Source organism: Curtobacterium sp. MCSS17_007 (assembly GCF_003234175.2).
GTDB lineage: Bacteria > Actinomycetota > Actinomycetes > Actinomycetales > Microbacteriaceae > Curtobacterium.
Window position 1 is genome coordinate 1,680,489 of record NZ_CP126257.1, and the last position, 13,210, is coordinate 1,693,698.

The window sequence follows — 13,210 nt, forward strand, 5'->3', positions numbered from 1 at the left end:
TGTCCGGCCGGTGGCGCGACCGGTCAGTCGGTCGGGCGACGCAGCGTCAGCGGTCCGTCGTGCAGGGGCTGGGTGACCCACTCCCCCGACGCCGTCCCGGTCGCGGGGTCGAGCCGGAGCCGCGCGGCGTGCGGCGTCTCGACGAACCGGACGACGACCTGCACGGTGCCGTCGGGCCCGGTCGCGGCACTCGCGGCGAGCGGTCCCTCGACGGCCCACGCTCCCTGCCCGACCGGGACCGACAGGAGACCGCCGTCGACGTCGACCGTGAGCCGCCAGTCCTCGGCGTCGGGTTCCAACCGGAGCCCCTCGAGCACGCCGTCCGACTCGTACGACCCGGCCGCGCCGTCGGCGAGGCGCCCACCCGACACCGGGGGCAGCCCGAGGGAGGCGAGTCGCGCCTCCAGACCGGCATCCGCGTCGGGGACGACCGCGGCACCTTCCTGCGCCGTCGAGCCGTCCTGCGGCACGATCGCCGGCAGCAGGTGCTGCCAGGCGGCGTCGAGCACGGCCTGCATGTCGAGGGACTGTCCGGTCAGGGCGAGCACGACGTCCTGCTCGGGCAGGACCACGCAGAACTGGCCGTACGCGCCGTCGCCGCGGAAGCCGTGGCGGGCCATCCAGAACTGGAAGCCGTAGCCCTGGCGCCAGTCCGGGTCCTCCTCGTCCGGGTTCTCGACCTGCGTGCTCGTCGCGGCGTCGACCCAGTCCTCGTCGAGGATCCGCGCGCCGTCCCACACGCCCCGCTGCAGGTACAGCTGGCCGAGCGCTGCGACGGCGGCGGTCGGTGCGTACGCGCCGCTGAAGCCGAGCTCGGCACCGGTGTCGTCGCGCTTCCAGGCGAGGTCGTGGATGCCCAGCGGGTCGAGCAGGCGCGGGCGCAGGTAGTCGACGAGCGTGACGCCGCTGGTCCGGCGGACGATCGCGGCGAGCGTGTACGTGCACGGCTGGTTGTAGGCGAAGACGGTGCCGGGTTCCTCGTCCGGCGGGGTGAGGAGGAAGCCGCGGACCAGGTCCTCCGGGTCGGTGGCCTCGGCCCGCTGCAGGGTCTCCTCGCGGTGCCCGGAGGCCATCGCGAGCAGGTGCCGGACCCGCATCCGACGACTGCGGTCGTCGGTGACGTCCGCGTCGAGTTCCGGGAAGTACGAGAGCACCGTGGCGTCCAGGTCGACGAGACCCTCGCGCACGGCGATGCCGACGGCGGCGGCCGTGAAGCTCTTGCTGAGCGAGTAGAGCAGGTGGACGCGATCCGCGGCGTACGGCGCCCACCACCCCTGGGCGGCGACGCGGCCGTGCCGCAGCAGCACGACGCCGTGCGGCTCGACGTCCGGGGTCGACTCGAGGGTGTCCAGGAACGCGGTGATCCCGCGTGCGTCGATGCCGAGGGCGGACGGGGTGCTGCGCGGGAACGTCGTCGTCACGCTGCCGAGCCTACGCGGCGAGTCCCCAGCGCTCCGTCGACGCCGCGGCAGTGGGCACGGCCGCGGCTGCGGGGCTCGTCTCGACGCCACGGAACGGGTTCGTCCAGCGCCACCACAGCCCGGGGTCCTCGATGGAGCGCTCGAGCTCGAGGGGCACGGTCACCGGGTCGTGGTGCTCGATCGTGAACTGCACGGAGCCGACCCGTTCGCCCCGTTCGCCCAGCGTGACGCTGTCGAGCCGGGTCCGCACGGTGACCGTCGTGTCGCCCCAGACCAGGACCTCGGCGGCTCGGGCGGCCACGGCGTCGGCATCGTCCCGCCACGGGGTCGAGAAGGTGCCGAAGGTCTGGCCGGCGTGCGTCAGCGTGACCACCTGGAAGTTGTCGGCGACCGAGCGGAGCAAGGTGCGGACGTCGACATCGAGCGACGGGTGGTCCTTGCCGCCGAGCATCACGCCGACGACGGTGACCTGACGACCCCCGCGCTGGTACGTGGCGGCGAAGAGCAGGCAGGCGCCCGCCTCGTCGAGCGTGCCGGTCTTGATGCCCTCGATCCCGTCCAGTCCGAGGAGCTTGTTCGAGTTCTCGATCTCGCCGGCACCGGGCACGGTAACCTGCTCGGTACCGACGATCTCCTTCACCACGGGGTCTGCCAGCGCGAGCTGTCCGAGGCGTACGAGGTCGGTCGCGGTCGACTGGTTCGCGGGGTCGAGACCGGTCGGCTCGTGGATGGTGGTGTCGTCGAGCCCGTGCTCGTCCAACCAGGTCGAGGCTGCGCGCTGGTACCGGTCCATCGACCCGAAGGCCCAGAGCGCGAGGGCGCCGGCGTAGTTGTTCGCCGACTCCATGAGCATGACCTGCATGGTCTGGTACTCGGACAGACGCAGCCCGTCGGGCATCGGTGCGACCTCGCCGTTCCGCGCCAGGTACTCGGCGTAGAGCGCCTGCATCTGCGCGTCGAACCGGATCGTCGGGCCGGACGCCCCGCGGTCGAGGGGCTTCTCGTCGAGCACGACCAGGGCCGTCACGACCTTCGTGATGCTCGCGATGGAGCGTGGCTCCGTGTCGCCGCTCGTCCGGAGGCTCTCGGGGAACCCGGTCGCCTGCACCGCGGTCGCGCCGTAGCCGGGGAACCGCAGGTCCGGCAGCGTCGAGGTCGGAGCGGAGTACTTCGTCGTGGTGGCGCTCGCCGGGGCGAACGGCACCACCGCGACGGCCACCAGGTACCCGACCGCGAGCAGGAGCACCGCGACGACGCCGATCGTCACGGGCTTCCGGACGGAGCGAGGGCTGCGGACGACACGGGGCACGGGAACCGAGGGTACCGGGCGGTACCGGGATGCCGGCCGACAGCGGGCCGCGAGCCGACAGGGCGGGTCGTTCCGTCGTCCCCGTGTGACGAACACGTAAAACATCGGGCGCCGGCCTCCGTCGGGTTGCGCGCTGCCCCTAGCGTGCTGCACATGCACCACGGAAGCACCCCGGCCGCCACGCACGGCGGCCGCTCGACCGTCCGGCCCGACGACCCGAGCACCGAACCAGCCCCGGTGACGGTGCTCCAGCCCGGGTCGGGCCCCGTCCGGTCGTCCCGGTACCTGCCCGCCGAGCCCGACCAGGTGCTCTGGGGTCGCCTCCCGAACGACGACGACCGCCCCGTCGTCACCCTCTCCCCCGGCGACGACCTGACGATCGACACGGTGAGCCACGAGGGGCTCCTGCCGGACCAGGGCAGCGACCCCGTCGCCTTCTTCGGCCGCCACGGCGTCCCGCCGGAGCACGTGCTCGCCGACGCCGTCGCGATCGCGCGGTCCGGTCGCCGCGACCCCGAGCGGGACGGCCCCCACGTCGTCACCGGTCCGATCGCGGTCGAGGGCGCCGAGCCCGGCGACGTCCTGACCATGACCGTCCTCGAGACGCTCCCCCGTGTGCCCTACGGCGTCGTGTCGAACCGGCACGGCCGCGGAGCCCTGCACGGCGAGTACCCCGTCGACGGCACGACCGTCAGCGTCTTCGCCGACGTGGTGCCCGGCGACGACGGGCCCCGCGGCCGCATCCCGATCACCGAGGGCGGCCACCGGTACGCCCGGTTCCCGCTCGCACCCTTCCTCGGCATCATGGGCGTCGCCACCCCCGGCGAGCGGCTCCACTCGGTCCCGCCCGGACGCCACGGCGGCAACATCGACGTGAACCTGCTGCAGGTCGGCGCCCAGCTCCACCTGCCCGTGCTCGTGTCCGGTGCCCTGGCGTACGTCGGCGACCCGCACTTCGCGCAGGGCGACGGCGAGGTCGCCCTCACCGCGATGGAGGCATCGCTCCGGGCCACCGTGCGCTTCGACGTGACGCCGGCCGCCGAGGCCGCGCAGCAGTTCGGGGAGCTCGTCTGGCCGCTCGTCGAGACGCACGACCACCTGGTGCCGACCGGGCTCGACCCCGACCTCGACGAGGCCGTCCGGGCCTGCGTCCGGCACGCCATCGCGATCCTCGGCGCGCGGTACGGCATGGAGCCGCACCTGGCGTACGCCTACCTCAGCGCGGCGACGGACTTCGACGTCTCGCAGGTCGTCGACCTGGTCACCGGGGCGCACGCCCGCATCCGCAAGGCCGACTTCGCGGACGTCCGGTGAGCACCGCGGCACGGCAGACGGGCGGTCCGACGGCACCCGCCGGGCTGCTCGACGCCCTCGACGCGTACGAGCGGGCGCTCGCCGACGACGACCTGGTCGCGCTCGACGACGCCTTCGTCCGCTCCGCCGACACCCTGCGCGGTGACGACCGTGGGCTGCTCGTCGGGCACGACGCGATCAGCACCTTCCGCGGCGCCCGCGGCGGGATCGCGCCGCGGCACCTCAGCCGCGTCGAGGTCCGCGTGCTCGCCGAGGACCTCGCCCTCGTGGTCTCGGTCTCCACCTTCCGTGACGGCGGCTCGGGCCTGCAGACGCAGCTCTGGCGCCGTGGAACCGACGCGTGGCGCATCGAGGCGGCACACGTCACCGGTCGGAGCCGTCCCCTCGACACCACCGTGTGGCGCGTCGTCGGCGATCCGCTCCTCCCACCCACCGGCAGTGGTCCCCTCGACGGTGCCACGGTCGCGGTGAAGGACCTGTACGCCGTCGCCGGGCACCGCGTCGGCGCGGGCAACCCGACGTACCTGCGGGAGTCCGAGCCCGCTGCCGCGTCCGCAGCGGCGGTCGCCGCGCTCCTCGACGCGGGCGCGTCGATCCGCGGCATCGCACGCACCGACGAGTTCGCCTACGCCCTGACCGGACGCAACGAGCACCACGGCACCCCGCCGAACGGCGCGGACCCGTCGCGCGTGCCGGGAGGCTCGTCCAGCGGCTCCGCGTCGGCCGTCCGTTCCGGCGCGGCGGACGTCGGACTCGGAACGGACACCGCGGGGTCGCTGCGGATCCCCGCCTCGTACCAGGGGCTCTGGGGGCTGCGGACGACCCACGGCGTCGTCGACCGCGCCGGGCTGCTGCCGCTCGCGCCGTCGTTCGACACCGTCGGGTGGCTGACCAGGGACGCCGCCACCATGCTCCGGACCCTCGACGCATCGGTGCCGCGGGTGTCCCCGGACGCGTCGGACGCAGGGTCGCCGGTCGTGCTCGCCGAGCTCCTCGCTGCGGCGGACCCGGCGACGCAGGACGCGTTCCGGGCGCTCGTCGGTGACCTGCCGGTCGTGACGCTCGACGACCTCGGGCTCCCCACGCTCGACGACCTCCGCGAACTCCTGCGGCTCGTGCAGGGCGCCGAGGCGACGGCGGTCCACGGGGCGTGGATCGCCGCCCACCCCGGCGCCCTCGGAGCCGTCGTCGGGCAGCGGTTCGCCGCGGCCGCGGCGAACCCACCGGAACTCGTCGCCACGGCCAGGGACCGCTTCCCCGGGGTCCGCGCCGCCGTCCGGGCCGCGCTGGCCGACCGGGTGCTCGTCACGCCGACCGCACCCGGCCCGGCGCCGTCGCTCACGGCCGACACGGCGGAACTGGAGCGGGTCCGGAGCGCCACGACCACCATGACCGCGCTCGCGAGTGTGGGCGGCGTGCCCTCGTCGAGCGCGCCGGCGCTCACGGTCGACGGCGCACCCGTCGGACTGTGCCTGACCGGCGGGACCGGCACGGACCGTGCCCTGGTGGCCACGGCGGAACGGTGGCTGCGTGACGGGGTCGGGGCGAGCCTCCCGGCCGGAGCGGTCTGAGCAGACGCGCGTGCGTGACCCGGGGCCGAGCGGTCAGTCGCTCGGTCGGGCCGCACGCTGCGCGTGCGTGACCGCCCAGAGCCCCACGGCGCTCGCCGCGGCCACGTTGAGCGAATCGACGCCGTGCGCCATCGGGATGCGGACCGTGGTGTCGGCGGAGGCGATCGCCGCGTCGGTCAGGCCCTGCCCCTCCGTGCCCATCACGAGCGCGACCCGCTCGGGGACGTCGGTGACGAACGCGTCCAGGTCGACCGAGCGGTCGGTGAGCGCCATCGCCGCGAGGTGGAAGCCCTGTGCGCGGAGTTCCTCCCCGGCGGCGGGCCACTCGCCGATGCGGGTCCACGGCACCTGCAGCACGGTGCCCATGCTCACCCGGACGCTCCGGCGGTAGAGGGGGTCGGCGCAGCGCGGGCTGACGAGCACCGCATCAGCCCCGAGCCCGGCGACGCTCCGGAACACCGCGCCCACGTTGGTGTGGTCGACGACGTCCTCGAGCACCACGACGACCTTCGCGTCCCGGACGACGTCGGCGACGGACGGCAGCTCCGGGCGGTGCATCGCGGCGAGGGCACCACGGTGCATCTTGAAGCCGGTGAGCTGTTCGAGCAGTGCGTCCGGTCCGACGAACACCGGGCCGTCGTGGTCCGCCACGAGCGGCAGCACGCTGTCGAGCCACTTCTCCTGCACGATGACGCTGCGCGGGACGTGCCCGGCGCGGACCGCACGCTCGATGACGGTGTTCGACTCGGCGATGTACAGCCCGCCCTCAGGCTCGGTCACCCGGCGCAGCGCCACGTCGGTGAGCCGTGCGAAGTCGTCGAGGCGGGGGTCGTCGAGGGAGTCGATGCGGACGGGGTGCACGGGGCTCGTTTCGTGGGAAGGCGGCTGGGCGTTCGGCTGTTGAGGGTACCGTGGACGACGTGCTGACCGACCCGATGCAGGACGAGCTCGACCGCGTCGTCGAGCTCCTGGCGGGCAAGCGCATCGCCGTGCTCTCCGGTGCCGGACTGAGCACCGACTCGGGCATCCCCGACTACCGCGGAGCGGGACGCGTGGTGCGGAAACCGATGACCTTCCAGGAGTTCCGGTCGGACCCCGCGAAGCGACAGCGGTACTGGGCTGGCTCGCACCTCGGCTGGCGCACCTTCGCCGCCGCCCGGCCGAACGCCGGGCACCGCGCGCTCGCCGAGCTCGAACGCGCCGGCGTGGTCAGCGGGATCGTGACGCAGAACGTCGACGGATTGCACCTGCGTGCCGGCTCGCGCCGGGTCGTGGAGATCCACGGTTCGATGGACCGCGCGGTCTGCCTGACCTGCGGCCAGGTGTTCTCGCGCGCCGACCTCGCTGCCGTGCTCGACCGGGACAACCCGTGGATCGACGAGCCCGGCACGGTGCAGCTGCAGCCCGACGGGGACGTCGAGATCAACGACGTCGAGCGCTTCCGCGTGCCGGACTGCTCGGTGTGCGGCGGCGTGCTGAAGCCCGACGTGGTCTTCTTCGGGGAGTTCGTGCCGGCGGAGAAGTTCCGTGAGGCGGTGTCGATCGTCGCCGACGCGGACGCACTCCTCGTCGTCGGATCATCGCTCACCGTGAACTCCGGCGTCCGACTCGTGGACCACGCCACGCGGCGGAAGCACCCCGTGGTGATCGTCAACCGTGGTGCGACGCGGAGCGACCGCCGCGCGGTCGCGAAGCTCGACGCCGGGACCACCGAGACGCTCGAGGCCCTGGCGACGCGGCTCCTGCCGACCGCGGTCGGCCCGTCGGACACCGAACCGTCGGACGTCCGGCGCCCGGACCCGAGCACTCTGCGATGATCGAGGGGTGACGACGCTCCTCACCCTGGTCCGGCACGGCGAGACCGACTGGAACGCGCAGCGCCGCATCCAGGGCTCGACCGACATCCCCCTCAACGAGACCGGACGGTCGCAGGCCGCGGCGACGGCGCTGCTGCTCGGACGACGGCGGTTCGACGCGGTCGTGGCGTCGCCGCTGTCCCGGGCGTTCGAGACGGGCGCGATCATCGCCCGGCACCTCGGGCTCCCGGAACCGGACACGTACGGCGGGCTCGCGGAGCGCTCCTACGGCGAAGCCGAGGGACTCACCGACACCGAGGTCGCGCAGCGCTACCCGCACGACGACATCCCCGGCCGCGAGTCGCGCTCGGCGCTGCTGGCCCGCGCGACCGAGACCCTCGCCGAGATCGCCGTGCGGTACGACGCCGGGTCGGTCGTCGTCGCCACGCACGGGGCCGTCATCCGCAGCGTCGTCAACGCCGCGGCGCCCGGGACGGCGGACCGGTGGACGACGCCCATCCGCAACGGGTCCGTGCACTCGTTCCGGTGGGACCCGGAGCGGTTCCGCGCGGAACTCGTGCGGTTCGACGACCCGGTGGACGAGGTCTCGGAGCAGACGGGCGACGAGTCCTTCGCCGAGCAGAACCCGCTCGAGCGCCGGTAGCGCAGACAGCACCGGCAGCACCGGCACCGGGCGCGGCGACGCGGACGGTGCCGGGCGTGACGCGCGCCCCGTCGTCCGAGAACGAGACGGGACCGTGACCTCGACCTCCGGAGGCGGCACGGTCGGTGCCGACTAGGCTCCCGTCCACGAGCGGTCCGGCCGGGACCGACGGTGCTCGCAGGCGCGCGAGGAGGGGCCATGACGATCCAGGGACCGAGCGAGGGGCCGGACCGGACCGAGCGGCCGTCGGCACGCGACGACCTCGACCGCGCGTTCGGCCCGGAGACTGCCTCGGTCACCACCCCGTCGACCGGGCAGCGGATCCGTCGGGGCACCCTCATCACGCTCGCGTTCGTCGCCGTCGGCGTCGTCATCGCCGTCGTGCTGTCCACGATCGTCGGCAGCATCCAGACCGGCGTCGGCGGGGTGTTCCCGCAACCGCAGGCCGCACTCGACCGCTTCCGGACCGCTGCGGGCGACGTGCCCGGTGTCCGGGCCGTGCGCGACGAGGAGACGACGCGCGACTCCCTGGCGGCGTACCAGGTCACGGCCGTCGTGGACGCCGCCGGCGACCTCTCCGCGGGCCAGCAGGTCGACGCCGTGCGGGCGCTCAGCGCAGCAGCGGACTCAGCGGACGGCAACGGGGTCCTGGTCGCCGCCGAGGTGCGCTTCGGGTCCCTGGTCGTCGGGGTCACGAAGGACGCCGACGCGTCGGCGAAGCGCCTCGAGGTGGCGCGGGCGGTCGCCGGTATCGGCGGTGTCGTCGGCGTCCGGTGCGACTGGGGTGACGGCGACCCCTCGGACGAACCGGAGGCCCAGCGCGTCGAGTTCGTCACGGTCGGGACCGGTGTCGCCCTCGCGGCGATCACGGCGGTCGCCGAGCAGGAGACGCACGCGGTCTTCCCCGGGGCCGAGCTCAGCTCCCGCGCGCCGTCCTGACGAGATGACCCGCCGGCCAGCGGGCCAATCGGTCAGCGCTCCCGACGGTCCGCCACCGCCCGCTCGACCGCTCGGACGACCTGTTCTGCGGAGTCCTGCCACCGGAACCGAGCAGCCCGTCCGCGCGACGCCCGCGATGCGTCGTCCCAGCGCTCCTCGAGTCGGCGGACGGCCGCGGCGACCGCCGACGGCGACGAAGGATCGAAGTACTCGGCCGCGTCGCCGCCGATCTCACGGAAGATCGGGATGTCGCTGACCGCGACGGGCGTCCCGACACCCATCGCCTCGACCAGCGGGATGCCGAAGCCCTCGTCCCGCGACGCCGTCACGAGCGCGGTTGCCGACCGCAGCACGCCGAGGTACTCGTCGTCGGTCGCGCCGTCGTGGAACACGATCGATCCGGCCGGCGCGAGCCGTTCCAGACGTCGGCGGTCGGCGTCGGACACCCGCGACATGCAGTGCAGCGTCCAGTCCGCCCCGAGCAGTGGCACCGCGGCCGCGAGGGTCTCGACGTTCTTGTACGGCATGTACGAGCCCATGTAGACGAGCGAGCGTTCGCGGCCCGCGGCCGGGTCCCGGGGCTCCGCCGGGTCAGCGGCGTTGTACGCGACGGTGACGGGACGGTCGGTCAGCCGGTGGCGTTCGATGAGACCGGCGGTGGTCTCCGACACGGTGACCACCCCGTCCGCGCCGTTCAACAGGAACCGCTGCGGTGCCCAGGTCAGGTGGAACAGCCGCCAGCCGAGCCGGATCGGCCACGAGAACTCCCGCGGCGGTGTGCGGTTCCGGTAGTAGATGAGGTCGTGCAGGGTCAGCACGAGCGCGTACCGGCGACCGCGCGACCCCATCGTCTGCATCGGCGAGAAGACGGCGTCGAGCCCGAGACGGTTGACCGTCCGCGCGACGAGCGGTTCGCCGGCGTCGGTCGGCGCGGGGATGCGTTCCCACGGGATGCCGTCGGGCAACGAGTCGAGCTGCCGCTCGTCGTGGACGAGCAGCACGTGGTCGTGTCGGTCGGGCAGGTGCGCGACGATGCCCGCCGTGAAACGGCTGATGCCGTCGTGCCGCCCGATGCGGACGTACCGGCAGTCGATCCCGATCCGGAGCCGCCTCACGAGGCCGACTCCCCCGGGTTCCCGGCCCGTCCCGCAGACGGCGACGGCGGTGCGGACGGCCGTGCTGACGGGGACGCGCCTGGGGTGGCGTCGACGTCGGAGCGCGAGCCCTTCCGTGCCGAGCGCTTCGGCGCGGTCCGCCGCGGACGCTTCGACGCGGTGTCCGCCATGCGGCGCAGGACCGCATCGGCAGCGGCACCCGGCGTCTCGTAGTGGACGAGGTGCCCGACGTCCGGCACGACCACCAGCTCGGCGTCCTCCAGGCGTGCTGCCAGCGCCCGCTGCTCGGGGACGGCGGTGATGTCGTCGTGTTCGGCGGCGACCAGGAGCACGGGGACGTGGATGCGGTCCGCGTACTCCGACACGTCGTGCGTCACCGACGTGCGGAAGGCCTCGAGCACGCTCGTGCGGTCCGCGAAGGCGGAGAAGTACCGGTCGTGCTGGTCGTGCACCCACCGCCGGAGCTCGCGGTCGTGCGACTTGAGCATCGCAACGCTCATCGCCCGCACGATCGCCGGGTTCCGCAGTAGTCCCAGGCCGAGCGCTTGCGGCAGCACCGCACCCGCGCGGTAGTACCCGATGGCGACACCGGTCGCCACCGCGCGTGGACCCTGCAGCGCCGGCGCGGCGATCGGGTTCACGAGCACGAGGAGCCGCGTCGCGAGCCCTGCGGCCACCGCGGCGGCGGTGACGATGGAGCCGAACGAGTGGCCGAGCACCACCGTGTCGCGGTCGAGACCGAGCGCGCGGTGGAACCCGGTCAGCCACCCGACGAACGAGTCGATGTCGGCCGCGGGCAACGGGTCGGAGACGCCGAACCCGGGCAGGTCCGGCACGATCACCCGGACACCGCGCAGGTGTGCCGCGATCGTCTCGAGCCCGTGGTGGTCGCCGCGGAACCCGTGCACGGCCAGCACGGTCCCGGTGGCGTCGTCGGGTCCGTACTCCCAGTAGTGCGTGGTGCGTCCGTCGACCGACACGGCACGGTGCACGACCGGGGTCGCGGCGACGAGCGACTGGTACGGGGAGATCACGGGCGGTTGCATCGCGGCCAGTCTACGAAGCGGCAGCCCGGCGGGCGGCGCCCCGCGCCCGGGCCGTGGAGGACGCCGGACCGGAGGGGCCTGTGGAGGAGGCCGCGCCTCCCGTCCGGCACGCAACACGCGGGCGCGAGCGCAACCCGCGGACAGCAGCAGGAGCACGCGCCTACTGTGTGCTGGGTCGGGCCACGCCGGCCCGCAGACGACGAGGAGCACGCTTGACGTTCACGGCCCCGATCCAGCTGCCCGGACTCACGCTGGACCCGCAGTGGTACAAGCGTTCGGTCTTCTACGAGTGCATGATCCGCTCGTTCGTGGACTCGAACGGTGACGGCATCGGGGACATCCAGGGCGTCATCGGCAAGCTCGACTACCTGCAGTGGCTCGGTGTCGACGCCATCTGGCTGCCGCCCTTCTTCCAGTCGCCGATGCGCGACGGCGGGTACGACATCTCCGACTACAAGGCGATCCTGCCCGAGTTCGGCACGCTCGACGACTTCCGTGAACTCGTGACGAAGTCGCACGAGCGGAACATGCGCATCGTCATCGACATGGTGATCAACCACACGTCGGACCAGCACGAGTGGTTCCAGCAGTCCCGCGAGGACCCGGACGGGCCGTACGGCGACTTCTACGTCTGGCGCGACACCGACGAGCACTACGAGAACATCCGCATCATCTTCGTCGACACCGAGGAGTCGAACTGGACGTTCGACCCGGTCCGCCGACAGTTCTTCTTCCACCGGTTCTTCTCGCACCAGCCCGACCTCAACTTCGAGAACCCGGCCGTGGTCGAGGCAGTGTACGAGGTCGTCCGGCACTGGCTCGACCTGGGCGTGGACGGGCTGCGGCTCGACGCGATCCCGTACCTCTTCGAGTCCGAGGAGGGCAACGGCGAGGGCGAGCCCGAGACGCACGAGTTCATCAAGAAGCTCCGTGCCATGGTCGACGACGAGTACCCCGGCCGCGTCCTGCTCGCCGAAGCGAACCAGTGGCCGCGCGAGACCGCCGCGTTCTTCGGCACCGACGAGGAGCCCGAGTGCCACATGGCCTTCGACTTCCCGGTCATGCCGCGCATCTTCTACTCGCTGCGCGCCCAGCACGCTGCCGAGCTCAAGGCGATCCTGTCCGAGACGCTCGACGTGCCCGAGAAGGCCGCGTGGGGCGTGTTCCTCCGCAACCACGACGAGCTGACGCTCGAGATGGTGAGCGAGGAGTACCGCCAGGCGATGTACGGCTGGTACGGCTACGACCCCCGGATGCGGTCGAACATCGGCATCCGCCGCCGCCTCGCGCCGCTGCTCGACAACTCGCGGGCCGAGCTCGAGCTCATCCACGCGCTGCTGTTCTCCCTGCCCGGCTCGCCGTTCCTGTACTACGGCGACGAGATCGGCATGGGCGACAACATCTGGCTGCCGGACCGTGACTCGTCGCGCACGCCGATGCAGTGGACCCCGGACCGCAACGCGGGGTTCTCGACCGCCGACCCGGGCAAGCTCTACCTGCCCGTCGTGCAGTCGCTCGTCTACAACTACGCGCAGGTGAACGTCGAGGCGCAGCTCGCTCAGTCGCGCTCGCTGCTGCACTGGGTCCGCAACGTCATCCACGTCCGCAAGGCGCACCCGGTGTTCGGCATGGGATCGCTGCACGTGCAGGACACGACGAACGAGTCGGTGCTCGCGTTCGTCCGGTCCTGGGAGGGCTCCGGGCAGCAGTTCGGCCCGTCCGCCGAGGACGTCCTCTGCGTCTTCTCGTTCGCGACCAACCCGACGTCGGTCACGATCTCGGCGCCGGAGTTCGCCGGCCGACCGCTCTACGACCTGTTCGGCGGCGGGTCGTTCCCGTCGTTCGACGAGGACGGGAACGTCACCCTCACCATGGGCACCCAGTCGTTCTACTGGCTGCACGTGGGTGCGCCGGTCGGGGTCTAGGGCCCCGGTCGCGCCCGCGGTCCCCCGCGCGGTCACCGGCTCCGGCCGGTGACCGCGTCGTCGTCCCGGCCGGGAGGCGCGGCTCGACCCCGGCGGGCGGGTCGCGTGGA

General features: G+C 73.1%; 11 protein-coding genes. 6 read left to right on the top strand and 5 right to left on the bottom strand.

All coding sequences use genetic code 11. The annotated features are described in order from the left end of the window. Nucleotides 1–23: 23 nt before the first annotated feature. On the bottom strand, nt 24–1,421 hold the full coding sequence (locus DEJ22_RS07945) for a serine hydrolase domain-containing protein (RefSeq protein ID WP_111226080.1): 1,398 nt from the start codon (nt 1,419–1,421) through the stop codon (nt 24–26). 10 nt (nt 1,422–1,431) lie between these two features. Next, a complete protein-coding gene (locus DEJ22_RS07950; protein ID WP_181430664.1) occupies nt 1,432–2,730 on the bottom strand; it encodes a D-alanyl-D-alanine carboxypeptidase family protein in 1,299 nt (432 codons plus the stop codon). 153 nt (nt 2,731–2,883) lie between these two features. Here DEJ22_RS07950 and DEJ22_RS07955 point away from each other — a divergent pair, with 153 nt between their 5' ends. Then, nucleotides 2,884–4,044: an acetamidase/formamidase family protein gene (locus tag DEJ22_RS07955; RefSeq protein ID WP_111226416.1), complete on the top strand. Its 1,161-nt coding sequence runs from the start codon at nt 2,884–2,886 to the stop codon at nt 4,042–4,044. Beyond that, nucleotides 4,041–5,615, top strand: coding sequence for an AtzH-like domain-containing protein (locus DEJ22_RS07960; RefSeq protein ID WP_111226082.1), 1,575 nt, complete (start codon nt 4,041–4,043; stop codon nt 5,613–5,615). The genes DEJ22_RS07955 and DEJ22_RS07960 overlap by 4 nt, the downstream gene beginning before the upstream one ends. Nucleotides 5,616–5,648: 33 nt before the next feature. On the opposite strand, the gene DEJ22_RS07965 is transcribed toward DEJ22_RS07960, so the two are convergent. Further along, the gene (locus DEJ22_RS07965; RefSeq protein WP_111226083.1) at nt 5,649–6,476 is read right to left on the bottom strand and encodes a TrmH family RNA methyltransferase; all 828 of its coding nucleotides are present in this window, start codon (nt 6,474–6,476) and stop codon (nt 5,649–5,651) included. Nucleotides 6,477–6,550: 74 nt separating this feature from the next. Between DEJ22_RS07965 and DEJ22_RS07970 the strand changes: the two genes are divergently transcribed. From DEJ22_RS07970 to DEJ22_RS07980, 3 genes are all read left to right on the top strand, one after another. Beyond that, a complete protein-coding gene (locus DEJ22_RS07970) occupies nt 6,551–7,432 on the top strand; it encodes a Sir2 family NAD-dependent protein deacetylase (protein ID WP_111226417.1) in 882 nt (293 codons plus the stop codon). Nucleotides 7,433–7,439: 7 nt separating this feature from the next. Then, entirely contained in the window at nt 7,440–8,075 is a 636-nt protein-coding gene (locus DEJ22_RS07975) for a histidine phosphatase family protein (protein ID WP_111226084.1), read from the top strand. A gap of 198 nt (nt 8,076–8,273) precedes the next feature. Further along, complete coding sequence (locus DEJ22_RS07980) at nt 8,274–9,014, top strand: hypothetical protein (protein WP_111226085.1); 741 nt, start codon at nt 8,274–8,276, stop codon at nt 9,012–9,014. Nucleotides 9,015–9,046: 32 nt separating this feature from the next. On the opposite strand, the gene DEJ22_RS07985 is transcribed toward DEJ22_RS07980, so the two are convergent. Together DEJ22_RS07985 and DEJ22_RS07990 are read right to left on the bottom strand one after the other, a co-directional pair. Next, nucleotides 9,047–10,129, bottom strand: coding sequence for a glycosyltransferase family 4 protein (locus tag DEJ22_RS07985; RefSeq protein ID WP_111226086.1), 1,083 nt, complete (start codon nt 10,127–10,129; stop codon nt 9,047–9,049). Further along, on the bottom strand, nt 10,126–11,175 hold the full coding sequence (locus DEJ22_RS07990; protein ID WP_111226087.1) for an alpha/beta fold hydrolase: 1,050 nt from the start codon (nt 11,173–11,175) through the stop codon (nt 10,126–10,128). The genes DEJ22_RS07985 and DEJ22_RS07990 overlap by 4 nt, the downstream gene beginning before the upstream one ends. 212 nt (nt 11,176–11,387) lie before the next feature. Between DEJ22_RS07990 and treS the strand changes: the two genes are divergently transcribed. Then, nucleotides 11,388–13,100: a maltose alpha-D-glucosyltransferase gene (gene treS, locus DEJ22_RS07995; RefSeq protein ID WP_111226088.1), complete on the top strand. Its 1,713-nt coding sequence runs from the start codon at nt 11,388–11,390 to the stop codon at nt 13,098–13,100. Nucleotides 13,101–13,210: the final 110 nt, after the last annotated feature.

What these genes read in the sequence shown, in the direction of transcription:
- DEJ22_RS07980 (WP_111226085.1), top strand. Translation starts at nt 8,274, where the DNA reads ATGACGATCCAGGGACCGAGCGAGGGGCCGGACCGGACCGAGCGGCCG.
- DEJ22_RS07970 (WP_111226417.1), top strand. Translation starts at nt 6,551, where the DNA reads ATGCAGGACGAGCTCGACCGCGTCGTCGAGCTCCTGGCGGGCAAGCGC.
- DEJ22_RS07955 (WP_111226416.1), top strand. Translation starts at nt 2,884, where the DNA reads ATGCACCACGGAAGCACCCCGGCCGCCACGCACGGCGGCCGCTCGACC.
- DEJ22_RS07990 (WP_111226087.1), bottom strand. Translation starts at nt 11,175, where the DNA reads ATGCAACCGCCCGTGATCTCCCCGTACCAGTCGCTCGTCGCCGCGACC.